At 50.3% G+C, this 25,839-nt stretch carries 25 protein-coding genes, 4 tRNA genes and 1 riboswitch; of the genes, 19 read left to right on the top strand and 10 right to left on the bottom strand.

Features of this window, described 5'->3' with window-relative positions; all coding sequences use genetic code 11:
* Window positions 1-17: 17 nt before the first annotated feature.
* The 3 genes from glmU to ACO0K4_RS01495 all read right to left on the bottom strand — a co-directional run bounded on the left by glmU (window position 18) and on the right by ACO0K4_RS01495 (window position 3,513).
* Window positions 18-1,388, bottom strand: a complete 1,371-nt coding sequence (gene glmU / locus ACO0K4_RS01505; protein WP_422954826.1) for a bifunctional UDP-N-acetylglucosamine diphosphorylase/glucosamine-1-phosphate N-acetyltransferase GlmU — start codon at window positions 1,386-1,388, stop codon at window positions 18-20.
* A gap of 812 nt (window positions 1,389-2,200) precedes the next feature.
* A complete protein-coding gene (locus ACO0K4_RS01500) occupies window positions 2,201-2,932 on the bottom strand; it encodes an anti-sigma factor (RefSeq protein ID WP_422954825.1) in 732 nt (243 codons plus the stop codon).
* A complete protein-coding gene (locus ACO0K4_RS01495; RefSeq protein ID WP_422954824.1) occupies window positions 2,929-3,513 on the bottom strand; it encodes a sigma-70 family RNA polymerase sigma factor in 585 nt (194 codons plus the stop codon). Before ACO0K4_RS01495 ends, ACO0K4_RS01500 begins: the two co-directional genes overlap by 4 nt.
* A 286-nt stretch (window positions 3,514-3,799) precedes the next feature.
* On the opposite strand from ACO0K4_RS01495, the gene ACO0K4_RS01490 reads away from it, so the two are divergent.
* Window positions 3,800-4,183, top strand: coding sequence for a DUF4148 domain-containing protein (locus ACO0K4_RS01490; protein WP_422954823.1), 384 nt, complete (start codon window positions 3,800-3,802; stop codon window positions 4,181-4,183).
* A 233-nt stretch (window positions 4,184-4,416) separates the two neighbouring features.
* On the opposite strand, the gene ttcA is transcribed toward ACO0K4_RS01490, so the two are convergent.
* The 3 genes from ttcA to ACO0K4_RS01475 all read right to left on the bottom strand — a co-directional run bounded on the left by ttcA (window position 4,417) and on the right by ACO0K4_RS01475 (window position 6,705).
* The gene (ttcA, locus tag ACO0K4_RS01485; protein ID WP_422954822.1) at window positions 4,417-5,376 is read right to left on the bottom strand and encodes a tRNA 2-thiocytidine(32) synthetase TtcA; all 960 of its coding nucleotides are present in this window, start codon (window positions 5,374-5,376) and stop codon (window positions 4,417-4,419) included.
* 98 nt (window positions 5,377-5,474) lie between these two features.
* Entirely contained in the window at window positions 5,475-5,873 is a 399-nt protein-coding gene (locus ACO0K4_RS01480; RefSeq protein ID WP_422954821.1) for a dihydroneopterin aldolase, read from the bottom strand.
* Between the two features lie 16 nt (window positions 5,874-5,889).
* A complete protein-coding gene (locus ACO0K4_RS01475) occupies window positions 5,890-6,705 on the bottom strand; it encodes an SDR family oxidoreductase (RefSeq protein WP_422954820.1) in 816 nt (271 codons plus the stop codon).
* 82 nt (window positions 6,706-6,787) lie between these two features.
* Here ACO0K4_RS01475 and ACO0K4_RS01470 point away from each other — a divergent pair, with 82 nt between their 5' ends.
* The 5 genes from ACO0K4_RS01470 to ACO0K4_RS01450 all read left to right on the top strand — a co-directional run bounded on the left by ACO0K4_RS01470 (window position 6,788) and on the right by ACO0K4_RS01450 (window position 13,060).
* On the top strand, window positions 6,788-8,128 hold the full coding sequence (locus ACO0K4_RS01470; protein ID WP_422954819.1) for a class I SAM-dependent methyltransferase: 1,341 nt from the start codon (window positions 6,788-6,790) through the stop codon (window positions 8,126-8,128).
* A 136-nt stretch (window positions 8,129-8,264) separates the two neighbouring features.
* A complete protein-coding gene (locus ACO0K4_RS01465) occupies window positions 8,265-8,462 on the top strand; it encodes a DUF2905 domain-containing protein (protein ID WP_422954818.1) in 198 nt (65 codons plus the stop codon).
* A 447-nt stretch (window positions 8,463-8,909) separates the two neighbouring features.
* Entirely contained in the window at window positions 8,910-10,538 is a 1,629-nt protein-coding gene (locus ACO0K4_RS01460) for a tetratricopeptide repeat protein (RefSeq protein WP_422954817.1), read from the top strand.
* Window positions 10,539-10,666: 128 nt separating this feature from the next.
* The gene (locus ACO0K4_RS01455; protein WP_422954816.1) at window positions 10,667-12,223 is read left to right on the top strand and encodes an HDOD domain-containing protein; all 1,557 of its coding nucleotides are present in this window, start codon (window positions 10,667-10,669) and stop codon (window positions 12,221-12,223) included.
* A 150-nt stretch (window positions 12,224-12,373) separates the two neighbouring features.
* Window positions 12,374-13,060 (top strand): LysE family transporter, encoded by a 687-nt coding sequence (locus ACO0K4_RS01450; RefSeq protein WP_422954815.1) that lies wholly within the window; start codon window positions 12,374-12,376, stop codon window positions 13,058-13,060.
* A gap of 68 nt (window positions 13,061-13,128) precedes the next feature.
* Here ACO0K4_RS01450 and ACO0K4_RS01445 read toward each other — a convergent pair whose 3' ends face one another.
* From ACO0K4_RS01445 to ACO0K4_RS01430, 4 genes are all read right to left on the bottom strand, one after another.
* Window positions 13,129-13,938, bottom strand: coding sequence for a hypothetical protein (locus ACO0K4_RS01445; RefSeq protein ID WP_422954814.1), 810 nt, complete (start codon window positions 13,936-13,938; stop codon window positions 13,129-13,131).
* A gap of 11 nt (window positions 13,939-13,949) precedes the next feature.
* On the bottom strand, window positions 13,950-14,522 hold the full coding sequence (locus tag ACO0K4_RS01440) for a TMEM165/GDT1 family protein (protein WP_422954813.1): 573 nt from the start codon (window positions 14,520-14,522) through the stop codon (window positions 13,950-13,952).
* Window positions 14,523-14,600: 78 nt separating this feature from the next.
* A riboswitch (yybP-ykoY riboswitch) is annotated at window positions 14,601-14,746 on the bottom strand.
* 35 nt (window positions 14,747-14,781) lie between these two features.
* Complete coding sequence (gene kefC, locus ACO0K4_RS01435; protein WP_422954812.1) at window positions 14,782-16,590, bottom strand: glutathione-regulated potassium-efflux system protein KefC; 1,809 nt, start codon at window positions 16,588-16,590, stop codon at window positions 14,782-14,784.
* Complete coding sequence (locus ACO0K4_RS01430) at window positions 16,590-17,195, bottom strand: NAD(P)H-dependent oxidoreductase (protein ID WP_422954811.1); 606 nt, start codon at window positions 17,193-17,195, stop codon at window positions 16,590-16,592. Before ACO0K4_RS01430 ends, kefC begins: the two co-directional genes overlap by 1 nt.
* A gap of 136 nt (window positions 17,196-17,331) precedes the next feature.
* On the opposite strand from ACO0K4_RS01430, the gene ACO0K4_RS01425 reads away from it, so the two are divergent.
* The 13 genes from ACO0K4_RS01425 to rplL all read left to right on the top strand — a co-directional run bounded on the left by ACO0K4_RS01425 (window position 17,332) and on the right by rplL (window position 25,686).
* Window positions 17,332-19,341, top strand: a complete 2,010-nt coding sequence (locus tag ACO0K4_RS01425; RefSeq protein ID WP_422954810.1) for a bifunctional 2',3'-cyclic-nucleotide 2'-phosphodiesterase/3'-nucleotidase — start codon at window positions 17,332-17,334, stop codon at window positions 19,339-19,341.
* Window positions 19,342-19,413: 72 nt separating this feature from the next.
* A complete protein-coding gene (locus ACO0K4_RS01420; protein WP_422954809.1) occupies window positions 19,414-20,160 on the top strand; it encodes an MgtC/SapB family protein in 747 nt (248 codons plus the stop codon).
* A 230-nt stretch (window positions 20,161-20,390) separates the two neighbouring features.
* A tRNA-Tyr gene (locus ACO0K4_RS01415) sits at window positions 20,391-20,475 on the top strand.
* Between the two features lie 57 nt (window positions 20,476-20,532).
* Window positions 20,533-20,606 (top strand) — tRNA-Gly (locus tag ACO0K4_RS01410).
* Window positions 20,607-20,645: 39 nt separating this feature from the next.
* Window positions 20,646-20,720, top strand: a tRNA-Thr gene (locus ACO0K4_RS01405).
* A gap of 87 nt (window positions 20,721-20,807) precedes the next feature.
* Window positions 20,808-21,998 carry an elongation factor Tu gene (gene tuf / locus ACO0K4_RS01400; protein WP_422954727.1) on the top strand — a complete coding sequence of 397 codons (1,191 nt, stop codon included), beginning with the start codon at window positions 20,808-20,810 and terminating at the stop codon, window positions 21,996-21,998.
* 79 nt (window positions 21,999-22,077) lie between these two features.
* A tRNA-Trp gene (locus tag ACO0K4_RS01395) sits at window positions 22,078-22,153 on the top strand.
* Between the two features lie 36 nt (window positions 22,154-22,189).
* Window positions 22,190-22,573 (top strand): preprotein translocase subunit SecE, encoded by a 384-nt coding sequence (gene secE, locus ACO0K4_RS01390; protein ID WP_422954808.1) that lies wholly within the window; start codon window positions 22,190-22,192, stop codon window positions 22,571-22,573.
* A complete protein-coding gene (gene nusG / locus ACO0K4_RS01385) occupies window positions 22,573-23,166 on the top strand; it encodes a transcription termination/antitermination protein NusG (protein ID WP_422955413.1) in 594 nt (197 codons plus the stop codon). Before secE ends, nusG begins: the two co-directional genes overlap by 1 nt.
* 130 nt (window positions 23,167-23,296) lie before the next feature.
* Window positions 23,297-23,728: a 50S ribosomal protein L11 gene (rplK, locus tag ACO0K4_RS01380; protein ID WP_262838750.1), complete on the top strand. Its 432-nt coding sequence runs from the start codon at window positions 23,297-23,299 to the stop codon at window positions 23,726-23,728.
* Window positions 23,728-24,423: a 50S ribosomal protein L1 gene (gene rplA / locus ACO0K4_RS01375; protein ID WP_422954807.1), complete on the top strand. Its 696-nt coding sequence runs from the start codon at window positions 23,728-23,730 to the stop codon at window positions 24,421-24,423. Before rplK ends, rplA begins: the two co-directional genes overlap by 1 nt.
* A gap of 304 nt (window positions 24,424-24,727) precedes the next feature.
* Window positions 24,728-25,264 (top strand): 50S ribosomal protein L10, encoded by a 537-nt coding sequence (gene rplJ / locus ACO0K4_RS01370; protein WP_422954806.1) that lies wholly within the window; start codon window positions 24,728-24,730, stop codon window positions 25,262-25,264.
* A 50-nt stretch (window positions 25,265-25,314) separates the two neighbouring features.
* The gene (rplL, locus tag ACO0K4_RS01365; protein WP_262838747.1) at window positions 25,315-25,686 is read left to right on the top strand and encodes a 50S ribosomal protein L7/L12; all 372 of its coding nucleotides are present in this window, start codon (window positions 25,315-25,317) and stop codon (window positions 25,684-25,686) included.
* Window positions 25,687-25,839: the final 153 nt, after the last annotated feature.

Genomic DNA, 25,839 nt, shown 5'->3' with positions numbered 1-25,839 from the left:
AATTTTAATCATCAATTTTACTTCTTGATTTTGACCGGACGCTGCCAGTTGTCGATGGTGACTTGTCTGGCGCGGGACACCGTCAGTTTGCCTTCCGGCGCATCTTTGGTCAGGGTTGTGCCTGCTCCCAGCGTTGCGCCTTTGCCGACGCGTACTGGCGCCACCAGTTGCGTGTCGCTGCCGATGAAGGCGTCATCTTCAATGATAGTGCGCGATTTGTTCACACCGTCGTAATTGCAGGTGATAGTACCGGCACCGATATTCACGCGGCTACCGATAGTGGCGTCGCCGATGTAAGCCAGATGATTGGCCTTGCTGTGCGCTGCGACCTGGCTGTTTTTGACTTCGACAAAATTCCCGATATGCACGTCTTCTGCCAGGGTTGTGCCCGGACGCAGGCGTGCATAAGGGCCGATCTGCGATTGCGCGCCGACAGTTGCATCCTCAATGTGGCAAAACGCCTTGATCACGGCACCGGCGGCAATATGTGCATCCTTGATCACGCAATGCGCGGCAATCTGCACACCGTCTTCGATACTGACTTTGCCCTCAAATACGCAGCCGACATCAATCGTCACATCGCGTCCGCATGTCAGGCTGCCGCGGATGTCGATGCGATTTGGATCCAGTAGCGTGACCCCTTGTTCCAGTAATTTTTGTGCCAGATTGCGCTGATAGATGCGCTCCAGTTCGGCCAGCTGGACTTTGCTGTTTACACCCAGCGTTTCCCATACGGCATCGGGCTGCGCCGACACCACGTGCACGCCATCGGCCACGGCACGTGCGACGATGTCGGTCAGGTAGTATTCCCCTTGCGCATTATTGTTCGATAGCGTCGTCAGCCATTGTTTCAGCTGCACCGTCGGCGCGATGATGATGCCGGTATTGATCTCGGTGATGGTTTTCTCCGCCTCGCTTGCATCTTTTTGCTCGACGATACGAACGATTTTGTCACCTTCACGGACGATACGACCCAGACCCGTCGGATCGTCCATTTCTGCGGTGAGAATCGCCAGCTTGTCCTGACCCGCCGCCGCAATCAGTCGCTGCAAACTCGCGCTCGTGGTCAGCGGTACGTCGCCATACAAGACCAGCGTCGGCACGCTCTCATCCAGCACCGGCACCGCCTGCGCAACGGCATGTCCGGTGCCGAGCTGCGGCTCCTGTTTCGCAAAGCGCAAATCATCCGCCGCAATCCGCGCAGGTACCTGATCGCCGCCATGCCCATAGATCACACAGATATTGCTGGCCTGACCGTCATTCGCGAGACTACGCGCCGTATCAATCACATGCGACAACAAGGGTTTGCCCGCCAGAGGATGCAAGACCTTAGGCAGAGCAGATTGCATGCGCTTGCCCATACCGGCAGCGAGAATAACGACGTTCATGGAAATTCCTGTGGGGTGATAGTGTGATGTTGAAATTTTAACATGAGGTAGTCGTATTGGCTAAGTGGCGTATCGATGCGAGGTGATGTTTTGCAGACGCAATTTGCCTAGTGCATTGTGCTGTATAGGTGGCCGTGAATTATTTGTACTGTTCTTTTGAGATTGCCGGCCGGGGGTAGCCCGGTGGCTACTTACTTTTCTTGCTTCGCCAAGAAAAGTAAGCAAAAGAAGGCGACCGCACAGTCTTGCCCTGCGGGTTCAGGAGCAGGCTCCTGAACAATGTGCGCCTCCCAAAAAATGGAAAATGTCCTAAACTCGCTGCGCTCAGACAACGGACACTTCTGATCCATTTTCTGGAATGCACAAATTGCTGCGCCAAAGCGGGAGGGGTAATTCAGAGATGGTGGTAGTTTAAAAAATTATCATGCTTTTAACATCGCTATCGCCGTCTCTGCGGGAGCGCAATTTTCGGTACATTTCTCTCATATTTTTGCTGAATCAAACACAATCCGCAATATCCATGAGGCTTACATGCCATTTTTGCGCTGAAAGTCCCATGGATACTGCGTTGTTCTGTTTGGGAGTTTCTAAACACTCTTTAATCCATATTGCATAGAACCGCTCACTCCTGTCTTTTCTCTGTGCCTCCGTGTCTCTGTGGTGAGAGGTCTTGGTTTTTGCGACAGTCCTATTAGCGCGATTGTTCAATTTGGATGTTTTTAGAAGTTCCCGTTTGAATCATCAGCCCTGAATTACGGCGAAATTATATTCGCCGCCAATATCACTCGCTCCACATTCAGGTCAAACATCCCCTAAATCTGCAACCAGTTCCCTTTAAACACAATCGGTCCGGTCGGTTTGTCAGGATTGCCCGAGCCGCCTTTTGGTTCTAGCGTGACTGCCAGCAGCGGTGTCGCTTCTGCGTTCATGTACTCAGGCATAGGCAGGGTGATGCTGCCGTTGTCGGCGACCAGGCCCAGGGATTTGACTTTGCCTTCTTTGCTGACTGCCCAGAGTTCCAGGCTCTTGTCGGCGGCGATGTTCTGGGCGCTGACCATGCGTACTACGAGTTGCTTGCGCTTGGTGTCGCCAGTGATGACGGCGATAGGTTGTGCTTTGTCGTCAGACAGTGTGGCGACGTAGTTGCTGGCCGGTGGTAAGGCCTGATCTGGCTGTTTCGACATCAGTACCGATACCAGCACCACTGCGGCAGTGGTGGAGACCATGCCGAGGCCGCGCCAGAAGGCGAGGTCTTCGCGCAGGTTGCGCCAGTAGGCCCAGCGTTCGCTGAGGGACGACGATGATGATGATGTGAGTCCCAGACGTTTTTCCAGGGCGTGCCAGACGCTGGAGGAGGGCTGCGCTTTTTTGGCGAATTCGGCCATGGGTAAGAGGTTGCTTTCCCATTGACGCACGACTTGTTGCAGGTGGGCGTCGCGGTTTAGCCAGCTTTCAAAGCGGCGGCGTGCGCCACCGCGTAAGGTGCCTAGTACGTATTCGGCTGCCAACTTCTGTTGCAGGTTGGGCTTGTTCTGGATATTCATGCTAACTCCATTTTGCCAAGGCAGGTGCGCAGCTTGTCTAATCCGCGGCGTATCCAGGTCTTGACGGTACCCATCGGTAATTTCATCTGTTCGGCGACTTCGCTATGAGACAGGTCGTGATAAAACGCCAGTGCCATGGCCTGACGATGCAAGCCTTCCAGCCGTGACATGCAGGACGCGAGTGCCTGGGCGTCTTGTGTCATTTCCAGTGACTGTATCGGGGTGAGTTCGCCGCTTTCCAGTGCGTGCACGACATCCATATCGAAGTTATCCGCGTCAATTTCTACGTCATGATCGAGTCTGCGTAACAGGTCAAAGGCGCGATTGCGCACGATGGTTGTCATCCAGGTCATGGGCGCGGCCAGACTTGACTGGTAACTGGCGGCATTGTTCCAGATGTTGACAAAACTCTCTTGCAACACTTCTTCCGCCAGTTCGCGCTTAACTAATATACGTAGCGCAAAGCCAAACAGTTTCGGCGAAGTTGTTTCGTAGAGCGATTTAAATGCCGCGGCATCTTTGCGCGCTACGCCTGCCAGCCAGATGTGAAGCTGGCCTGAGTCTAATTTGGTGGTGGACAATTGAGGATCCGTTTCGTCTGGAAATAGAGGGAGTTGGAACAAATCATACGATAAGGTGAAGAAATTTGTTATCCAGTCATCAAGGATTGTTCAATTATTCCTTATTGCGCAACAATTCATTGTGATTTGTCGCCTTTATTGATTGATCCGGCTTGTATAGACTTGCTTCATCGATGAGCACGACACCGCAGTAAAAGTAGCAAACAGTGCGCGACTCACCGAGGCAGAACATAGGGACTGTGTCCCACTGCCTAGAGTCATTAACCTAATTTATCGGAGAATTATTATGAATGCGAAACAATTAATTGCTGCTGTTGCCCTGATCACTGCTGGTGTTACTACTGGTTCTGCTGCATTTGCAGGCGACTATCAAGTCGGTGGTGAAGCGTATGTCAGCTTCCCTATCCCTAGCATGACTAAATCGACTGCTGAAGTACGCGCTGAGTTGGTTCAGGCACGTGCCGAAGGTCAAAAAGTCGGTGGCGAGTCGTACACAACGATCGCAACCAGCAATGCGACTAACGGTAAAACACGTTCAGAAGTACTGGCAGAATTGAGCCAGGCACGTCACGACGGTCTGGCTGTCGGTGGCGAATCTTATGTCGCTTTTGCTCCTGCGACGCCAGCACGTGTGAGCGGTGATGTAGTACAAACTGCGAAAAGCAAATAATTTGTACCGGGCTATATCATTTGTGTGACGCTTGCTTTGTCCGTGAATAAATAAACGGAGCAAAGAAGCAAAGAGGTAAATAGCATCAAATAACAGCATCCAATAAAAATGCCACCGCGAGGTGGCTTTTTTATTGAATGACTGCTTAGTGTAGGCAAAGTAATGTCGCCAGATATGGCGAACACGCCGTTGATTGGCTATGTCATTAACGACGTAATGAGCTGCGTGTCAGCTTAATCGTCATTACCAAAATGCAGAGAAATCACATTCTTGCCCGGTGTTGCACAGGGTTCATCATCAAAGGCGATGTCGCCGTCAGGATTGGCGACGCCGTCGATTGTCAGGTCCTTGAAGTTGAATAAATTCTTGTCCATCAGATGGGACGGCGCAACGGTAGCCAGCGAAGAAAAAATACTTTCTACGCGACCCGGGTTGGTTTTTTCCCAGCCGCGCAGCATGTTCTTGATCTGCTTGCGTTGCAGGTTCTCTTGCGAGCCGCATAAATCACATGGAATGATAGGGAAGCCCTTGACCTGCGCATAGCGTTCGGAGTCGGCTTCTTTCACATAGGCCAGCGGACGGATCACGATATGTTTACCATCGTCGGATTGCAATTTCGCTGGCATGCCTTTAAGTTTGCCGCCGAAAAACATATTCAGGAAAAAAGTTTCCAGGATGTCGTCACGATGATGGCCGAGCGCAATTTTGGTCGCGCCGAGTTCATGGGCGACGCGGTACAAAATGCCGCGACGCAGGCGTGAACAGAGCGAGCAGGTCGTTTTGCCTTCGGGGATCAGGCGCTTGACGATACTGTAGGTATCCTGGTTCTCGATGTGATACGGAATGCCGAGTTGCTCCAGATATGCGGGCAGGATGTGATCCGGGAAGTTCGGTTGTTTCTGATCCAGATTGACGGCGATGATCTCAAAATTGATCGGTGCACGTTCACGCAGCGTCATCAAAATATCCAGCATTGCATAGCTGTCTTTGCCGCCGGACAGACAGACCATGACCTTGTCGCCTTCTTCGATCATGTTGAAATCACCGATGGCCTGGCCGACCTGGCGGCACAGGCGCTTGTGCAGCTTGTTGTTCTCGTAGGTGATTTTTTCTTGCGACTTCTGACTGGCCGTTACGTTAGTTTCAGTGACGGCGGTGTCGGGATCGGCAAAGCTGGTTTCTTGTACTTGCATGATGGTGCTTCAGTTTCTGTAATAAACGTTTTTGTAATAAACAATAGAACAATACGGACAATACGAATAACAATAAGTTGATGTGGCGGACTGAGTGATCAGATGTCTGCTTTGATCTGGAAGACTTCCACGCCGACGCCTTCGCAATCCGGATAGACATCTGGCTTCATCGTTGAGACGCGGACTGCGCGTACACGCGGGTGCGTTAGCATGTGTTTGGCGACATCGTCGCACAAGGTTTCTTGCAGATGTACGTGACCTTGCGCCATACGCTGGGCGATGGTCTCGCGGATAAAATCATAATCCACCACTTCGTCGAGATGATCAGCAGTCGGTGTAGACAGCGCCAGCGGGATATACAGATCTACGTTGATGAGAACGCGCTGCTCGCCTTTTTTTTCAAAATCATGCACGCCGATATTGATCATGACTTCGTAGTTGCGCAAAAACAGGCGGCGGCAATCGGCGAGCTGTGAGTAGTGGAGGACAGATAACATAAGATGGTCGACTCAATTAAAGGGGTGATAGGGTATTCGGTAATGCGGTATCTGCCGTGACGACATACATGATGTCACGTGCTGATGGCAGCAGATGCTGGCCGCCATCGACCGTAATCGTGGTGCCGGTCATTGCGGGCATCTCCGCAACGAAGCAAATTGTTTGTGCAATATCTTCCGGGGTGCTGGAGCGACCCAGCGGCGTGACCTGATGTGCCTGAGCAAAATCGGCAGCAGTCTGATGACCCGACACCATTGTGATGCCCGGCGACACGCCGACGACACGCACCTTGGGCGCCAGCGCTTGCGCCAGTGTCGTGGTCGCACATTGCAAAGCAGCTTTGGATAAGGTGTAGGACAAAAAATCAGGATTCAGATTTTGCAGCTTTTGGTCTAGCAGATTAATCACGCAGCTTTGCTGACCGTCCGGTGTCGCTGCGTGCAAGGCTTTTGCCAGCATCAACGGAGCGAGCAGATTCGCATGCATGTGCTTGTCCAGCGATTGTTGCGTGAGGCTATCGATCTGGTCTTCTTCAAAAAGTGAGGCGTTATTGACCACGCAATGGACACTGCCGAAAGCGGCGATCACTCGCGGTAGTAAAGCCTGAACCGCATTTTCATTGGCTAAATCACATTGCAGAGCGACCGAGCGACGGCCCAGTGCCTTGATCTCGGCAACCAGCGTCAGTGCATCTTCTTCTGATTGTCCGTAATGGACAGCCACGTCCCAGCCGCGCTGCGCTAAGGTCAGTGCAATCGTGCGGCCTATGCGTTTTGCCGCGCCGGTCACGAGTGCGACGCGCGGCTTTTCGCCGGTGATTAAATTAGACATGGAAATGCGTTTTCACTGGTTTCTCACTTATTGATCCTGTAATTATCACCTGCAATGGCGACGATTTTTATACAATGCGGGTATGCGACTACCTCATTCTCCACGACCACCACTTTCACTCCCTGTCCCCGGTGACGATGCCTTGGCGGCGTCGCAGGCTTTGCAACAACTGATCAGCGAAGACATCAGGGCACAGGCGGGCTGGATCTCGTTTGCCCGATACATGGAGCTGGCGTTATATGCGCCGGATCTAGGATATTACAGCGGCGGTGCCGCAAAACTCGGTAAAGACGGTGATTTTACAACCGCGCCAGAGATGTCACCGCTTTTCGGTGCGACTCTGGCGCAATTGGCAGGCGCTTTATTCGCGCAAACCAGTGCCAATGTGATGGAGTTCGGCGCAGGAACCGGGCGGCTGGCCTTCGATTTTTTGTCAGAATGTCAGGTGTCAGGCATTGCTATTGAACGCTATTTTATCGTGGAATTGTCCGGTGAGCTCAGAGCAAGGCAAGAAGATTTGCTGAAAAATTTCCCGCAAGTGCAATGGCTGCAACAAATGCCGGCCTCGTTCAATGGCGTCGTGCTGGGCAATGAAGTGCTCGACGCTATGCCAGTGCAACTGGTGTGCAAGACAGAGCAGGGCTGGCGCGAGGTTGGCGTCAGCCTGGCTGATGAGCAAAATACTCTAGCGCCTGATGCTTTAGCGCTTGATGCTTCGGCAACTGAATCGGTGGCATTGATAGGATTGATGGCATCGACGGCAGCCTCTTTTGTCTGGAGCGAACGCGATTGTGATGCAGCGTTGATGGCGCAATTACAGGCGCAGATTCCGGATCACGACGAGCTGCCGCTGGGTTATCTGACCGAATTGCATGCAGTCAGTAGCGGATTTATGCGCAGTCTGGCAGGAATGCTGACGGCAGGAGAACAAGATTCGCAAGGCGCCTCAGTCGACGCAGTAACTACAGCAGAGCCAGAAATAGCAAAGCCCGGCAGCGCAGCCGTTGCGATTTTGGTCGATTATGGTTTTCCGTCGTATGAGTATTATCTGGAGCAAAGAGCGCAAGGCACCTTGATGTGTCACTATCGGCATCACTCGCATCCCGATCCGTTTTATTTGCCGGGTTTGCAAGATATTACTGCGCACGTTGACTTCACGGCGATGGCACTGGTAGCGCAGGCCGGCGGGCTGGACGTTCTGGCGTATATGAGTCAGGCGGGATTTTTGCTGGAAGCGGGGATTGCGCAACTCCTGATGCGGACCCCGGCAGACGATCCCATGCAGTATCTGCCGCAGGCGAATGCCTTGCAAAAGCTGATTTCGCCAGCGGAGATGGGGGAATTGTTCAAAGTGCTGATTGTTGGCAGCGGCGTAGAACTGGATCCGCAGTTATTGCGCCATGATCGCAGTCACCGGCTGTGATTCTTGATTGAATTATCCATACTCACCCTTAGTATATTTTAATACACTAATGAATATGAGCGGATTGAGCCTTTTTTATCAATATAGAAGGGGAGTATATGAATAATGAATGCGCCTTAGTCATGAAGGCAGGCACATGATACGTTGGGTATTCACCATATTTCTGGCCCTGATTGTGTTCACCACTCTGCTGCCCTGGCTGGAAAAATTAGGCATAGGACGCTTGCCGGGGGATCTGCGATTTAAGCTGTTTGGCCGGAATTTTTCATTTCCCTTTGCCTCGACGATTCTGCTCTCGTTGTTCGTCCTGTTGATTGCGCGTTTTCTGAAATGAGTTTGCGAAAAAATAACAACGTGGCATTTTGGTAAACCGCGACGCAAAAAACGCTGCAATTTCTATTCACGATTTGCCTGAATCGGTTAAAGTTTTAGCATAATTGCGACGACACCTTATGTATTGGCATGGTTTGACGTTGCTAAGAAAACGAATTGCTTGAGACGGATGTCGCCTGAGCCTGATGCAGGCAAGCGCATGAGTAATAGATATAAACAATATATAAACAATAGATACAAATAATAAACATACATAACAGGCATTACAGACATTACAGACCTTCATCATCATAATGGGACTGATACAAAACTGCCTCCTATGTGGCGCATCTCCTCGCCGGACTCCTTGCACTGTCTTCGTCGATGCGCTTTGCGGAAACAATTTGCATCTGTGTTGTAATTAGCTCTGTAATGAGTTCTGTCAATAACGATACTCCCGAAAGTGCCCATGAGCGACCTGGCTGACATTAGAGCACTGCTCATTGAACCGCATGCAGGTATGCGTGTCAGTTTGCACAATATGCTGAATTTATGCGGCATCAACAAAATTGAACATGCCCTGACTGCGGGCACGGCGATCCGCACGATCCAGGCTAAAGTATTTGATCTGGTTTTATGTGAGTACGATCTCGGTGTCGGCCAAGACGGACAGCAATTGCTCGAAGATGTCCGCCACCACAAGCTTACGCCTCTCTCCACGATTTTTATCATGGTCACTGCGGAGCGTGCCTACGCCAAAGTCGTGAGTGCGGCGGAGCTGGCGCCATCCGATTATCTGCTCAAACCGTTTACCGCAGACATGCTGCTGGAACGAGTGATGAAGGCGATTGAAAAACGTAAAGCCTTCGTCGAAGTTTATAGCCTGATGGAGCAGGGCGCGCTGGTCGAGGCTATCAATGCCTGCCATCACGGCGAACGGGATTTTCCACGTTATCTGGTCGACTTCATGCGCATACGCGCTGAGTTACATGTGATCCTTGGCGAGGCTGCCGAAGCCGAAGAACTCTATACCGCCTTATTTGAAATGAAGGCAGTTGCCTGGGCCAGACTCGGCCTGGCAAAAACCTTATTCATGCAAGGCAAATACCAGGAAGCAGAGGCGATTCTCAAGAATCTGGTCGCAGAGAACAGCAAGTATATGGACGCCTACGATTGGCTGGCCAAGACCCACGAGGCAATCGGCGAATTACCAGAGGCGCAGACGGTACTGACTACCGCCGTCGGCGTCTCACCGCATGCCGTGCGCCGCTTGCGCAAGCTCGGTGAAATCGCTTTAGAAACCGGCGATGTAGAGACGGCCGAGCTGACCTTTAAAAAAGTTGTTGCGAAAGCCAAATTTTCAGAATTCCGTGATCCAGAAGATCATGTCAAGCTAGTCGATGCGCTGGTAAAAAAAGGCGATACGGAACAAGCTAAATCCGTGATCCGCGACATGGAAAAAAACATGGTTGGACTGAAGAAGACAGCTGCTTGCAGAGCGATTTCGGCTGCCAAAGTCCATGCCTCGACAGGTGATGCCCGGCTGACAGAAGAACTGGGTGCCGCCGTTGCAGCCAGCAAAGAAAACATCGGTCTGTCCACCAATCTCAAGCTGGGACTGGCTAAAAGCTGTCTCGACAATAATCAGGAAGGTGAGGCCTCAGAGGTTATTCTCGATGTGATGCGCAATGCGACGAATCAGCAAGTCATGGCGCGGGCTCTGGGCGTATTCGAGAGTGCAGGCAAAGGGCATCTCGGCAAGGAACTGGCGCAACAAAGTCAAAAAGAAGTGATGGACCTGGTGGCGCAAGGTGTGCAAAAAGCCAAGCAGGGTGATTTCCGTGGCTCAGTAGAATTGTTGACCACCGCAGCACGCAAGTCGCCGGATAATCCGCAGGTTGTGATGAATGCGGCACTGGCAACCCTGAAATGTTTGGAAAACCTGGGTTGGGACCATCAGATCGGTGAGCAGGCAAAACACCTGATTGAGTCGGCACGCCGCCTCGATCCGATGAATCCGCGACTTAAAGCGATACAAGGTCTGTATGACGATCTGCAAAAGAAATATGGCATTAATGTGATACGTAAAACTAATTAAGGTCAGCGCGATACAAAATAAGGAGATCTTCAGAGCACATTTGCTCCGGTGATGATCCTGATAAAAGTATTCCACTACCAGAAGAATATTCCCACAACAGCCAGCAGGGTTCGCCAGCGAATATATTCATGTCTAATGACACTTCAGTTTATTTAGGTCAGCATACGCCCGAGTCGCCGCGTGACCGGCTGATGCGAAAAATCAGCGAGGACATGGCATTGCCGACGCTGGGTGCTGCGGTTACCAAAGTGGTTGAGATTACTTCCAGCGGTGAAGATTCGGTTTCCAAGCTCGCGCATTTTGTTTTGGCCGATGTTTCTCTGACCCAGAAAATTCTGCGGCTCTCCAATACTATTCATTACCGTACGGCTGCTGGCGTACCGGTTACGACCATCTCCAGAGCGATTTTTTTGCTGGGTTTTAATACTGTCAAAACCAGTGCGCTGGCAATGTTGCTGGTTGATTGTTTTAAGGATAAAAGCCAGGCACAAAGTGTGCGCAAGGAACTCATGCATGCCTTGTGCTCAAGTATTATCGGGCGTGAAATGGCGCACCGTGGCAGGTATCAGGACGCAGAAGAGGCGGCAGTTGCGGCCTTGTTCAAAAATATCGGACGCCTGTTGGTCGCCTCGTTCGATCATGTCCTTTTCGGACGTATTGAGGCCATGCTGCTTAGCGGTCATGCCGATGCCGGGAATGCAGCAAACTTGTTGATGGGATGCAGCTACGACAGGTTGGGTGGTTTGGCGCTGCAGGAATGGAAAATCCCTGAATCGATTATTCAGTCGCTCGGTCCGTTGCCGATGGGCGAGCAAAAAAAAGCGACGCACCGCAACGAGTGGTTAAAACAGGTCGCCAGCTTCAGCGACGAAGTGGCAGGACTGGTACTGACGACCGGTAGCGACAATCTAAGCGCACGTTGTAAGCCTCTGTTACTGAAGTTCGGGAAAGTACTGGAGCTTGATCAGCACAAGCTCGACGAACTGTTAAGTAAAGTCGTGCAGGAAACCCGGCAGCTCGCCGAGAGCATGGACATAGCCCTGCCTGCCGAAGGACAGGCGGGCGATGCTGCCGCGGATGACGAGGGAGTTCCTAGCGAATTTCTGTTGAAGACCTATGACTCTGAACAGATGCAACAAGCTGAGCGCTATGCCAGCGGCAAGCCGCATAATGCGCGCGATCTCTTGCTGGCGGGCGTGCAGGACGTCACGCAGATGCTGGCGTCGGATCAGATCAAGTTGAACGATATGATTTTGCTGGTGCTGGAGACCTTGTATAGCAGTATGGGTTTTCGTTTTGCCACGGCTTGCCTGCGTGAGCTACAAACCTCGCGCTATGTTGCGCGGGTGTCGGTCGGCGAATCCTATGCTGAGCGACAGCGAGGCTTTGTGTTTCCGATGAAGAGTGAACAAGATGTTTTTCATCTGGCGATGAGCAATAACGTTGATCTGATGATTTCAGATGCGACCGTACCGAAGATACAAAAACTGCTACCCGCCTGGCACCACCAGCTCTTGCCTGATACGCGCAGCTTTATTGTGCTGCCGCTGGTGATTCAAAAAAAGCCGCTGGGATTCTTTTACGCTGACCGCGCCGTCGCCGCGGAAGAAGGCGTACCACCTGACGAAACCGCATTAATCAAAACCCTGAAGAGTCAATTACTGGCCGCGATGATGCGCCCTTAGTTTTGCTCTGTAATCATCAGTGTGGTTTTCGGTTGGCACCACTCAGCGCAAGTCAGCACTAACCAGCATTGATCAATGTTAAACAGCATGAATCAACGCGAATGCCGGCGGCCAGTTAAAATGAGGGTCTGATTGACTTTGGGATGCATTATGTTGTTGACTACCTGGCTTACTTTCTTCTTCGCGGCTTGTCTGATCGCGATTTCTCCCGGCTCTGGTGCTGTTCTGTCCATGTCGCACGGATTGTCATACGGCGTCAAAAAATCCAGTGCCACCATTATGGGTTTGCAGGCTGGATTGTTGCTGATATTTGCTATTGCCGGTGCTGGCGTGGGTTCTATACTCATGGCTTCCGAGCTGGCGTTTAATGTCATCAAAACCGTGGGCGCTTTGTATTTAATTTATCTCGGTGTCAGTCAGTGGCGCGCCAAGGTTGATGCGGCTGGTAGCGACGGGGAGACTAACAACATCGCGGCTGATAACATAGCGGCTGACAATATCGTGGCGGCGAGCCAGGTAATACCTGATTGGCGCAAACGGTTTTTGATTGGATTTTTTACTAATGCGACGAACCCGAAAGGGATTATTTTTATGGTCGCCGTGCTGCCACAATTTATCAGCCACGATGCGCCGTTGTTGCCACAGCTTCTGATACTCGGTGTGACGATGTGCATGGTTGATCTGGTCGTGATGCACAGCTATGCATTTGCCGCATCATCGATGCAACGATTTTTCCGTGACCCGCGTTTATTAAAAAAGCAGAATCGCTTTTTCGGTGGTGTCTTGATGGCGATCGGCGCGGCTTTGTTTTTTGTAAAGCGCAGCCCCGGTACCTGATGCATTGGTCACCGGGACTGATAGCGTTGATTGCCAAAGATCCCGGGGGTGACTTTCCCTCGAACTATTTATCCCAACGGGATTTCCTGTTTCTTCGCCAGCGCATCCAGATCCTGCCAGATACTCATCTGATTCAATAAGCGTGTCGCCGGATCCAGCATCGCGTTCAGGTTAAAGAAGCGCTCCAGCGCGGTATCGGTAAAGGCACTGCTTTGAGAGAAATTCGTGTGGCCATATTGCTTTTTAAAGGCGAGCAACAAATCTCCCGGCGTATCCTTGTGCCACGACTGCATCAGGCCGCCGACCATCAGGGCGCTGTCCGTGGTTTGCTCCAGCATGCGCGGATTGCGCGAGCTGCTGACATCTTTGTAGTCGAGTAAGCGTGGGAAATAAAATTGCTTGATCCAGCCAGCGGGGATACCACCTTCCCGCACGATCGCTACGCTGCGCCATTGTTTCCAACTTCTTTCGGCTTTGTCTGCATCGACAAATAACTCATCGGCATGCACTGCACAGTCCTCTGCGAGTTCGATTTCCAGGATCACGGGCAAGCCTGCCTGCAAGGCAATTTCTTCCAGCTCCGGCATATGTGGTTTTTGTCCGTGCGCGTCTTGCAGTGCCTGGACAAAATTCCCCAGCGTTGCCTCATGTGCTGCATGAAGACTGCTGGTTGCCTGACAGAATGCGGCACAGGCGGCAAAGTAAGCCATCAGCTCACCGACATAAATACCATTGGCGACACTGTTTTTATCCGTGTCAGCATGCAGACCGGTGCGTAGGGTATCGGCATGAATGCCGTTTCTCAATATGGGGTAGAGGCTGGTGGAGATGCTGCCGTATTTCACCAGAGTGCCGGCAGGTAAGGTAAATGATGTCATAGAATTCTTTATTAAAAAAAGCGATTACCCAGACCAAGCAAGACGATGATGCCGAGTATGGCGAAGATCGTGGCGGCTATCCAGCGCACCAGCTTGAAGGGAAAATTTGGTGCAGCGATCTTACCAAGAAACACTGCGGGCACATCGGCAATCAGCATGCCCAGTGTGCTGCCTGCGACAACCCAAACCAGGCTACTGTATTTGGCTGCCAGGGCGACGGTTGCAAGCTGGGTTTTGTCGCCGATTTCAGCCAGAAAAAATGTAACACAGGTCAACAGGAACACGCCGTAACGACTCTCGCTGAGTGTGCTTTCTTCCATTTCGTCCGGTTTCAGGGTCCAGGCGGCAATCGCCAGAAACGACAAACCTAGTGCCCACTTCAAAATATCTGGCGACACATGGGATGCGACCCATTGCCCCAGCCAGGCAGCCAGCGCGTGATTAGCAAGCGTGGCGACCAGGATCCCCAGAATAATCGGTAAAGGTTTTTTATAGCGGGCGGCGAGCAGCAGCGCGAGTAATTGCGTTTTATCGCCAATTTCACCGATAGTGATGGCTAAGGCAGAGACGAGGAAAGCTTCCATGAGATAGGCGGATCGGGCGAGTTGAGCAATGATAAATGCACCTCTCGCCCTATCCCTGGTCAAAAAGCTGCATATATCAAAGGTCTTGCCGGACTGGTGTTGAAAAAAATCTTCAAACCTTCAGTCAAACGCACCATGACGGCTGTCAAGTATGTTAATGCGTTTACTTCAATATCGTTAAGCTTGCCGATGATTGAAGCGGGCTACTCCCCAGTGAAATAAGTAGTAGATTATACCTCATGCATGCCAGTGACTATTGCTAAGATGCGTCCCAGCCATTTTTATGCGCGACTTCGCGTGCTTCGCGATCTCTGGCAAACATCTCTTCGAGTTCATCTCTTGCCTGTTTGGCCAGTGACACCATTTGCTGCTGGTCTTTGTAATGAGGATACACGGCATGCATGGTCTTGACATTGTGTTCACGAAAGCGCAAGGCAGTCAGGCGCGCCTGATAAGCTCGGAAGCCCAGTTGTTGCAATACCTGGCGGCCAATTTGCAGAGAAGATTCAAATGTTTCCCGCTCAAAAATACTCACGCCTCTATCCATTAACTGGTAACAGTGACTGATATTGCGGGCGCGTGCCACGATGGTCAGGTGAGGGAAATGTTCTTTGGCGATGTCGACCAGCGCGAGACTATCTTCGACATCGTCAATCGCGATCACCAGAATTTTTGCTTTGCCCGCACCTGCTGCATGCAGCAAGTCAGCACGGGTAGCATCACCGTAAAAAATTTTAAAACCAAATTTACGCAATAACTCGATCTGGTCCGGGTCGTGATCCAGCACGGTAGAGCGTATGCGATTCGCGTAGAGCAAGCGGCCTACAATCTGACCGAAGCGGCCGAAGCCCGCAATAATCACGGGGTTGTCCTGTGACGTGATTTCATCCTCGGGCGGTTTTTCCAGATTGCGCAAGCGCGGCTCCAGCCATTGATCGTATATCACCAGCAGGAGCGGTGTTGCGACCATCGATAAGGCGACCACCACGACCAGCAATGCGGAGGTCTCGGCAGAAAAAACTTTGGCACTGGTCGCCGTAGCGAACACCACAAAGGCAAATTCACCGCCCTGTGCAAGTAAAAATGTAAATAGGGAGCGTTGCGCTTTCGGTATCGAGAAACGACGGCTGAGAAAGTACAGCACGCTCATTTTGATCAGCAAAAACAGCAGGACGATACCGATGATTTGCAGAGGCTTTGTCAGGAATAAACCGAAATCCACCGACATGCCGACAGCGATAAAGAATAAGCCAAGCAGTAATCCTTTAAACGGTTCCAGATCGCTCTCCAGCGCATGGCGATATTCGGATTCGGCGAGCAAGACGCCCGCTAGAAATGTGCCTAGCGCCATGGACATATTGACGGATTCCATGAGTAGTGCAATCGAAATGACCAGCAATAAGGCGAACGCAGTAAAGATCTCGCGCATTTCGGTTTTAGCAATGATGCGTAATATCGGACGTATCAGGTAACGACCACCTACAATCAATGCGGCAATCACGCCGATGACTTTGAGGCCGGCCAGCCAACCCTCCGTTTCCCCCTGAGTCTCTGCTACGCCCAGCAAGGGAATTAAGGCAATCATAGGAATGGCCGCAATATCTTGAAATAGCAGAATCGAAAAACTTGCGCTACCGGCCGGCGTCGCCATCAGGTTGCGCTCATCCAAGGTTGCCAGAGCAATTGCGGTAGAGGACAGTGATAAACCCAGTGCGGCGATCAGCGATGTTTTCCAGCCGACACCCAGTGCGATACCAGCCAGGCTTAATGCGATGGTGCAGCCGATGACCTGCGCGCCTCCCCAGCCAAAAATAGGGCGTCGCATCGACCAGAGACGTTTTGGCTCAAGCTCAAGTCCGATCACGAACAGTAGTAATACCACGCCGAATTCTGAGAAGTGCAGGATCACTTGTACATCTTCAATCAGTCGTAACCCCCATGGGCCGATTGCCATGCCCGCCAGCAAATAACCGAGTACGGCGCCCAGTCCCAGACGTTTTGCTACCGGTACGGCAATGACTGCCGCCAGCAAATAGATCAGGGCGTTGAACAATAAATTATTTTCCATCACGATTCCTTTATTTCTGGCATTGGTGTTGATGGCGGTGGTGACGCTAATGTCGATGTCGATGCCGTCCAGTCTGGATAGCTTTGCAGCAGATCACGATAACGTTGGCAGTGCGTCTGGACACTCGCCTCATCAACTTGCAGGGCGCCGAACAGCATGAATGGCGGAAGCCAGTTCATCCCGCATAAATTAGCGGTTTGCTCCAGCGGCGGCAAGAATGCATCAAACGCGTGGCGATGCGTTCCCTCACTACTGTAGTCATTCAAGCCGCCTCCGGTGGTAGCCGCGAGCCAGTAGTCTTTTCCCTGCAACGCCTTACCGTCTTTGCCGTAGGCCCAGCCGTATTCCAATACGACATCCATCCATTCTTTTAATAACGCGGGCATGCTGTACCACTGGATAGGATGCTGAAAGATCACCAGATCTGCGGCCTCAAGCAGGGCTTGTTCATGTCGTAAATTGATATGAAAGTCTGGATAGGTCTCATACAAATCATGTACGTGAACATGCGGCAGATCGCTGACGGCGGACAGCATGCGGCGGTTGACGCGCGAGCGGTGTAAGGCTGGGTGGGCGCAGATGAGTAAAATCGATTTAGGTGTCATGGGTAGGTTAAAAATCAATGACAAGACCAGACTGTCTGGTCGATGGATGAATGCATGCTAACGCATCTGCCGGTCTGATTGTTAACTCACAACTGTCCTGTATGATCTTCTGCATTCTTTTTTGTAATCCAATTTTATGAAATCTGTTTATTCCATCGCGTTATTGAGCGTGTTATCGCTTGTTTCTGCCTGTAGCTCATTTGCAGGCAGTGCGGGCAAGGGAAGTGCTGCCGAGCTGGTGTTGCTGGAGACCACCGATTTACACGCGAATGTACTTAGTTATGATTACTACAAACTCGCAGCCAATCCAGGCATCGGTTTGGAACGTACCGCGAACCTGATACGGCAAGCTAGAGCGGAGTTTGCCAATACTATGCTATTTGATAATGGTGATGCGATTCAGGGTACTGCCCTGGCAGATTTTCAGCTATCGGCACAGCCTTTGACATGTCGAGAAACTTTGGCGATTTATAAAGTCATGAATGCTCTGGGCTATGACGCCGCCGGACTAGGTAATCATGAATTCAACTTCGGTCTGCCTGTGTTGGCGCAGGTGACCGGGCAGCAGTTCAACCTGCCTGCCTTGCCAGATAAGCAGCAGGAGCGTTGTGCCGGGCCACAATTTCCTCTTGTGCTGGCGAATATTCTGAGCGTCAAAGATCACATGCCGATTTTTCCGCCTTATGTGATTTTAGAAAAAGAGATACAGGCAACCAGCGCTGATGGCGTGACTTTTAAAAGTCATCTCAAAGTCGGTGTTATCGGATTCACGCCGCCGTCTGTGCTGCAATGGGATAAGCGCTGGCTGGACGGTCAGGTAGTTGGCCTTGGTATCCGGGAGCAGGCTGAGAAATATATTCCCGAGATGCGTGCACGTGGTGCGGATCTGGTGATTGTCATTTCTCATGGCAGCTTTGATGGGGCAGCTTACTCAGCAGACATGGAAAATGCGAATTACCATCTTGCTAAAGTGCCGGGAATTGATGCTTTGCTGCTGGGACATGCGCATCAGCTTTTTCCTGATGCGAAGAGTCAGGCCGTGCAATTTAATTTGCCTGGTGTTGATAAAGTCAGCGGCTGGGTGCATGGCGTGCCTGCGGTGATGGCGAGTTTTTGGGGACAGAATTTAGGTCTGATCAAGCTTGGCTTGAGATTTGACGGGCAGCACTGGCAAGTCGATCCGCAGCAAACTACAGTGCAGACACGAGGAATTAAAAAGCCTGACGGATCCTACGTCACTGCCGAGCCGGACATAGCGCTCATGGTGCGGTCTGAGCACGAGGCGACTATCGCGTATGTGAAAACGCCGATAGGGCAAACAGATTTTCGGATGTCGACTTATTTCGCAGATCTCGGCGATGTGTCTGCGCTTCAGATTGTGAATCAGGCACAGACAGAATATGTTCGTTCATTTATCAAAACGAATTTGCCGCAATACAGGGATTTACCCGTGTTATCGATGAGCGCACCGTTTAAAAGTGGCGTGGCAGGTGCGACAGATTACACCGATATTACGGCAGGTGAGCTTGCTCTGAACCATGCGGCGGATTTGTATTTGTACCCGAATACCGTGAGCGCGCTTAAAGTGAATGGCGAAGAATTAAAAAACTGGCTGGAACATGCTGCCCGGCGCTTCAACCAAATTGATCCTGAGCAGACCGCGACACAAAATCTGATTGCTCCGTGGCCTGGCTATCACTTCGATATGCTGAGTTCTCCGGATATCCGGTATGAGATTGATGTGACGCAAGCGCTTGGGCAGCGTATCCGTCATCTGGAATATTTGGGTAAGCCGGTTTCTCCGGCGCAGGAATTTATCGTGGCGACGAATAGTTACCGGGCTAGTGGCGGCGGAGGCTTTCCGGGAATTGATAGTACTAAAGTAATTTACGCCTCACCCGATGCCAGTCGGGATGTGTTAATCCATTACATAAAAACGCATCCGCTACTCAGCCTTAAAGCAAACGGCATGGAGCGGAGCTGGCATTTCAGCAAAGTTCGGACTGCCGGTCCTCTTACCTATATCAGTGCAAAAAATAAACTGGATCTGGCGCGGCAACTTGGCTTGATCAACCTGAGTATTTTTTCGGAGGATGACGGAAGTGGGAAAAATTTGTCGGTTTATCGCATCGATTTGAGTAAATGATATATATCAAATAACAAGACTTTACCTGCTTCGGAGTAAACTGAATTCGTCAATAACAAGCACGGGATCATCATGACGATCAACTTGGCCAATTTAATGAATTACTGGTCAGCGGCAGAGCTGGATGCCAACTTCATCATTTTTTTGAATTTGGCAGGGGCAATGTTGTTAGGATTTGTAGTTGGCTACGAGCGCTATTATCACGGACGTGCTGCGGGTATGCGAACGTATGGTTTGGTGTGCATGGCGTCCGCCGCTTTAGTCGTGATTGCCGGTTATCCTGAGTTCTGGTTCGGTGCCCGTTCGCAATACCCGGTTAATCTGGATCCTTCCCGAACGATTCAAGGTATCGTTACCGGCATCGGTTTTTTAGGCGCTGGCGTCATTATGAAGGAAGGCTTCAGTATCAGTGGACTGACAACTGCAGCGTCTTTGTGGGCGTCATCTGCGATTGGGATATTGGTTGGCATTGGCTTCTATGCTGCAGCTATTCTGCTTGCCTTATTGTCCGCCGCTTGCATGATCTGGGTGTCGAAGCTTGAATTGCTATTGCCGTCCCGCCCGGCGATTGCGATCACGATGCGCTTTAAGGATGGATTTGTGCCCGATGAAAATACCTTGCGCGCGATTGCCATTAAGCGCGGTTATGAGATTGCGACAGGTACCATCATGATTTCTTGCCAGGAACAAAAAACCGAATGGCGTTTTGTGGCAGTCGCGCTCAGCCGCAAACTTGGCGTGCCCTTAAGTGTATTGTCGCAGGAACTCACGAAATTCGAGGGCGTTGAGTATTATCATCTTGCTCATGCACGCAACTAATATGCAGCCAACATTTACATAACCAGTCCTTCAATATGATTAGAAATTAATCTGCTACATTCAAAAATTAAGAAATAATTCTTTTAAATCAATAATTTGTCGACTTGTTGCCGTATTGAGACAGCAAGGGGATTGTCATTTTTGATTCGATTCACTGCGAAATTTCACGTCTTTTCGTAAAAAGGTATTGACAGTGAAATCGAACATCTCCATAATTCGGGGTTCCCTACGGAGGGGTGGCCGAGTGGTTAAAGGCGACAGACTGTAAATCTGTTCTCTCTGAGTACGCTGGTTCGAATCCAGCCCCCTCCACCATAGGAAAAGAATTGCTTAATCGTGTGCGTGATTGATGCGGCTGAAGTGGTAGCCCCTGCGGGTGTAGCTCAATGGTAGAGCTGAAGCCTTCCAAGCTTATGACGAGGGTTCGATTCCCTTCACCCGCTCCAGTTTTATGTTTGTGCAAGAGTTTGTGCACAAAACAAGCTGCCCTTGTAGCTCAGTGGTAGAGCACTCCCTTGGTAAGGGAGAGGCCACGTGTTCAATCCACGTCAAGGGCACCATGTACGCAGGTGTTTTCAAAGTTTTCAAATCTAAAAGTTGTCGGGCGCGTGCCTGTACATTCTCATCAAAATCGTTAGGAGTCTAAAATGGCAAAAGGTAAGTTTGAACGCACCAAGCCGCACGTCAACGTAGGCACAATTGGTCACGTTGATCACGGTAAAACCACTCTGACAGCAGCGATTGCGACAGTATTGTCCAAGAAATTCGGCGGCGAAGCCAAAGCATACGACCAGATCGATGCAGCACCAGAAGAAAAAGCGCGCGGTATTACCATCAATACAGCCCACGTAGAATACGAAACAGCCGGTCGTCACTACGCCCACGTTGACTGTCCAGGCCATGCTGATTATGTGAAAAACATGATCACTGGTGCGGCGCAGATGGACGGCGCGATCCTGGTCTGCTCCGCAGCAGACGGCCCAATGCCACAAACTCGCGAACACATCCTGTTGGCACGTCAAGTTGGCGTTCCATACATCATCGTATTCCTGAACAAATGCGACATGGTCGATGACGCTGAATTGCTGGAACTGGTTGAAATGGAAGTTCGTGAATTACTGTCCAAATACGAATTCCCAGGCGACGACCTGCCAATCATCCAAGGTTCCGCAAAGCTCGCCCTCGAAGGCGACAAAGGACCACTGGGCGAAGAAGCCATCATGAAACTGGCAGATGCACTGGACTCCTACATCCCGACACCAGAACGTGCTGTTGACGGCGCCTTTCTGTTGCCAGTAGAAGACGTCTTCTCCATCTCCGGTCGCGGTACAGTCGTCACAGGCCGTATCGAACGCGGTATCGTCAAAGTCGGCGAAGAAATCGAAATCATCGGCATCAAAGACACCGTCAAAACCACCTGTACTGGCGTAGAAATGTTCCGCAAACTGCTCGACCAAGGTCAAGCAGGCGACAACGTCGGTGTGTTGTTGCGCGGCACTAAGCGTGAAGACATCCAGCGTGGTCAAGTGTTGGCAAAACCAGGTTCCATCAAGCCACACAGCCACTTCACGGGTGAAATCTACGTCTTGTCCAAAGACGAAGGTGGTCGTCACACACCATTCTTCAACAACTATCGTCCACAATTCTACTTCCGTACAACGGACGTTACTGGCTCGATCGAGTTGCCGAAAGACAAAGAAATGGTCATGCCAGGCGACAACGTCTCCATCACAGTGAAGCTGATCAACCCGATCGCGATGGAAGAAGGTCTCCGTTTCGCGATTCGTGAAGGTGGTCGTACTGTTGGTGCTGGTGTCGTTGCTAAAATTATTGAGTAATAAAAATAGCGGTAATTAGTTCTAAATAAATATAGCGACTTGCCAAGGTCGCTATATTCATCAAGTGGTTCTAAGCTGTAGGGGTGTAGCTCAATTGGCAGAGCGTCGGTCTCCAAAACCGAAGGTTGTAGGTTCGATTCCTACCGCCCCTGCCATCATCAAGGCCGCAGGGCGCCGAAAGTAAATAAAGTATGTCTAACCAATCTGTACAAACAGTCAGCACTTCGAATGATAAGTACAAAATCATTCTCGCGGTAGTTGCTGCGGTTGCTGGTGTTGCTGCTTTTTATGTTCTTGTTAGTCAGCCGGCATATATCCGCGCTGCTGCATTGATTGCAGGTTTGTTGGTGGCAGTTGCTTTGATCTCGATGTCTGAAACAGGTCGCAATTTCGTTTTGTTCGCTAAAGAAGCTGTGCGTGAAACGAAAAAAGTAGTCTGGCCGACTCGTAAGGAAGCTGGTCAGATCACTGCTGTGGTGTTTGGTTTTGTGTTGGTGATGGCTATTTTCCTCTGGGGTACTGATAAGTTTCTCGAGTTTCTGTTGTATGACGTAATTCTTGGATGGAAAAAATAATGACTGAGCACATTCAGGAAAATCAAGAAGGTACAGAGCCGGTGGTTTCTGTGCCTAAAAGCGCTAAAAGATGGTACGCAGTTCATGCCTACTCTGGTATGGAAAAAAGCGTACAGCGCGCATTGACTGAGCGCATTGAGCGCGCAGAGATGCAAGATAAGTTCGGTCAGATTCTGGTTCCTACCGAAGAAGTCATTGAAGTAAAAAATGGTAAAAAAGCAGTAACTGAGCGTCGTTTATTTCCTAGTTATGTATTCGTTGAGATGGAGATGACGGATGACACTTGGCATCTGGTAAAAAATACAAGCAAGGTTACTGGCTTCATCGGTGGTAAGTCTAACAAGCCGTCGCCAATTCCTCAGCATGAAGTCGATAAGATTTTGCAGCAGATGCAAGATGGTGTTGAAAAGCCAAGGCCAAAAGTATTGTATGAAGTAGGTGAGGTTGTACGCATTAAAGACGGCCCATTTACTGACTTCAACGGCAATGTAGAAGAAGTGAATTACGAAAAATCAAAAGTTCGTGTAACGGTAACTATTTTCGGTCGTGCGACTCCGGTTGAACTTGAGTTTGGTCAGGTCGAAAAAGTATAAAGAATTAGCGCTTTTCAGTGCGTAATGCCGTTGTAGGTAAGGTATTTAAACTGAAATGAAGTAACAGAGGAGCCCAGCAAAGCAGTAATGTCTTGTTGGGCGCTACTACTCAATTAATGAAGGAGCCATCATGGCAAAGAAAATCATCGGTTTTATCAAGCTGCAAGTGCCAGCTGGTAAAGCAAACCCATCTCCACCTATCGGTCCAGCATTGGGTCAACGTGGTCTGAACATCATGGAATTCTGCAAAGCGTTCAACGCACAGACTCAAGGTGTTGAGCCAGGTATGCCAATTCCTGTTGTGATCACTGCGTTTGCGGATAAGTCTTTCACATTTGTGATGAAGACACCTCCAGCAACTTATCTGATTAAAAAAGCTGCTGCGATCACAAAAGGATCCGCTAAGCCACATACAGATAAAGTCGGTAAATTGACACGTAAGCAAGCAGAAGAAATCGCGACTTTGAAGCGTCCTGATTTGACAGCCGCTGATATGGACGCAGCAGTGCGTACAATCGCTGGTTCTGCTCGCTCCATGGGTATCACGGTAGAGGGACTGTAATGGCTAAGTTATCCAAAAAAGCAAAATTGCTTAAAACTAAAGTGGATCGTCTGAAAGTATATTCTTTCGATAACGCGATTGCTTTGATCAAAGAATGCGCTACTGCGAAATTCAATGAATCCATCGACGTTTCCGTACAACTCGGCGTAGATCCTAAAAAATCTGACCAGGTTGTTCGTGGTTCCGTTGTATTGCCTGCTGGTACAGGCAAAACTGTTCGCGTAGCGGTGTTCGCGCAAGGTGCTAAAGCTGAAGAAGCTAAAGCTGCCGGCGCTGATATCGTTGGTATGGAAGATTTGGCAGAGCGTATCAAAGCTGGCGACATGCCATTTGATATCGTGATCGCATCCCCGGACACAATGCGTATCGTTGGTACGTTGGGTCAGGTCTTGGGCCCACGTGGTCTGATGCCGAATCCGAAAGTTGGTACCGTCACTCCTGACGTTGCTACTGCAGTTAAAAACGCAAAAGCTGGTCAAGTGCAATATCGTACTGATAAAGCCGGTATCATTCACTCGACAATCGGTCGCAAATCTTTTGCTGACGCGGATTTGAAAGCGAACTTGCTGGCATTGGTTGAAGCTTTGAATAAAGCAAAGCCAGCTTCCAGCAAAGGTGTGTATCTGCGTAAAGTATCCCTGTCGTCCACAATGGGCGCCGGTGTACGTGTAGATCACGGTAACCTGGCTGCGTAATAAAGAATTAAGTCCATACATTGCAAAATGTATGGCGAATCTTTGGGCTGTCCGACCAAGTAATTGGGTGGGCAGAGAGTCAAAGACCGTTGGGCTTTATGTGTCGAATTCGTTCTAAAACATAAAGTTAAATCGCAAGAGAATTTTCTCAAGTACCCAACGCAGATGGTGTACCCGATCAAGTTTTGTAGTTACATACTGGCCTTCCAGTAAAACTCCTAACTTCGGACGCCGTGTTCGAAACGATATGAGGGCTTTACTTCATCCTGATGTAAAGACTGAATATCATAATTGGAGGTTGACCGTGAGTCTCAATCTGAATGATAAAAAAGCTGTCGTCGCTGAAGTCTCTGCAAAAGTTGCAACTGCACAGACTATCGTCGTAGCTGAATATCGTGGTATCCAGGTCGGTCATTTGACGCAATTACGTGCTAACGCACGTGCTCAGGGCGTGTACATGCGCGTGTTGAAAAACACACTCGCACGTCGTGCCGTTGAGGGAACTGCATTTGCAAGCCTCGCTTCTGAAATGACTGGCCCGTTGATCTATGCGATCTCGGAAGATGCTGTTGCTGCTGCTAAAGTTGTACAAGACTTCGCAAAAAGCAATGACAAGCTGGTTGTCAAAGCAGGTAACTATGCTGGTAAATCGCTGGATAAAGCTGGCGTTATCGCATTGGCAAGCATTCCTAGCCGTGAAGTATTGTTGGCGCAAGTGTTGGGCATGATGCAGGCTCCTGTATCTGGCTTCGCACGTGCTCTGGCAGCTCTCGCAGCAAAGAAAGAATCTGATTCACCTGCAGCGCCAGTAGCGGAAGCTACTGAAGCGGTTGCTGAATAAGATTTTTCGTCAAATACCGTATTAATGTAATTTATAAATTGGAGTTTCAAATGGCAATTAGCAAAGACGATATCCTGGAAGCCGTAGGCGCGATGTCCGTAATGGACTTGAACGACCTGGTTAAGGCATTCGAAGAAAAATTCGGCGTTTCCGCTGCTGCAATGTCCGCTGGTCCAGCTGCTGGTGCTGCTGCCGCTGCTGTTGAAGAGCAAACAGAATTCAATGTCATTCTGTCTGAAGTTGGCGCAAACAAAGTTGGTGTTATTAAAGCAGTTCGCGAAATCACTGGTCTGGGCTTGAAAGAAGCTAAAGATCTGGTTGATGGCGCACCAAAAGCTGTTAAAGAAGCCGTTGCAAAAGCTGATGCTGAAGCAGCTAAAAAGAAATTGGAAGATGCTGGCGCGAAAGCTGACATCAAGTAATTTCGCAGTATCATGGCAAGTCTCAGGATTTGCCTAAGTCAAAGACAGGAATCCTCTCGGAAGAGAAGGTTCCTCTTTGGCTTCTTTGTCGTTCATGTTTTGTTGTTTCGGTAATATTTTTTTGCCGGTTCTGAAGTTCCCGAGGTTAAGGGC

The organism is Undibacterium sp. RuTC16W, from assembly GCF_049339445.1.
In the GTDB taxonomy this organism is placed as follows: domain Bacteria; phylum Pseudomonadota; class Gammaproteobacteria; order Burkholderiales; family Burkholderiaceae_D; genus Undibacterium.
Note: the sequence above shows the minus strand (reverse complement) of the source record. Positions and strands in the feature narration are given on the sequence as shown.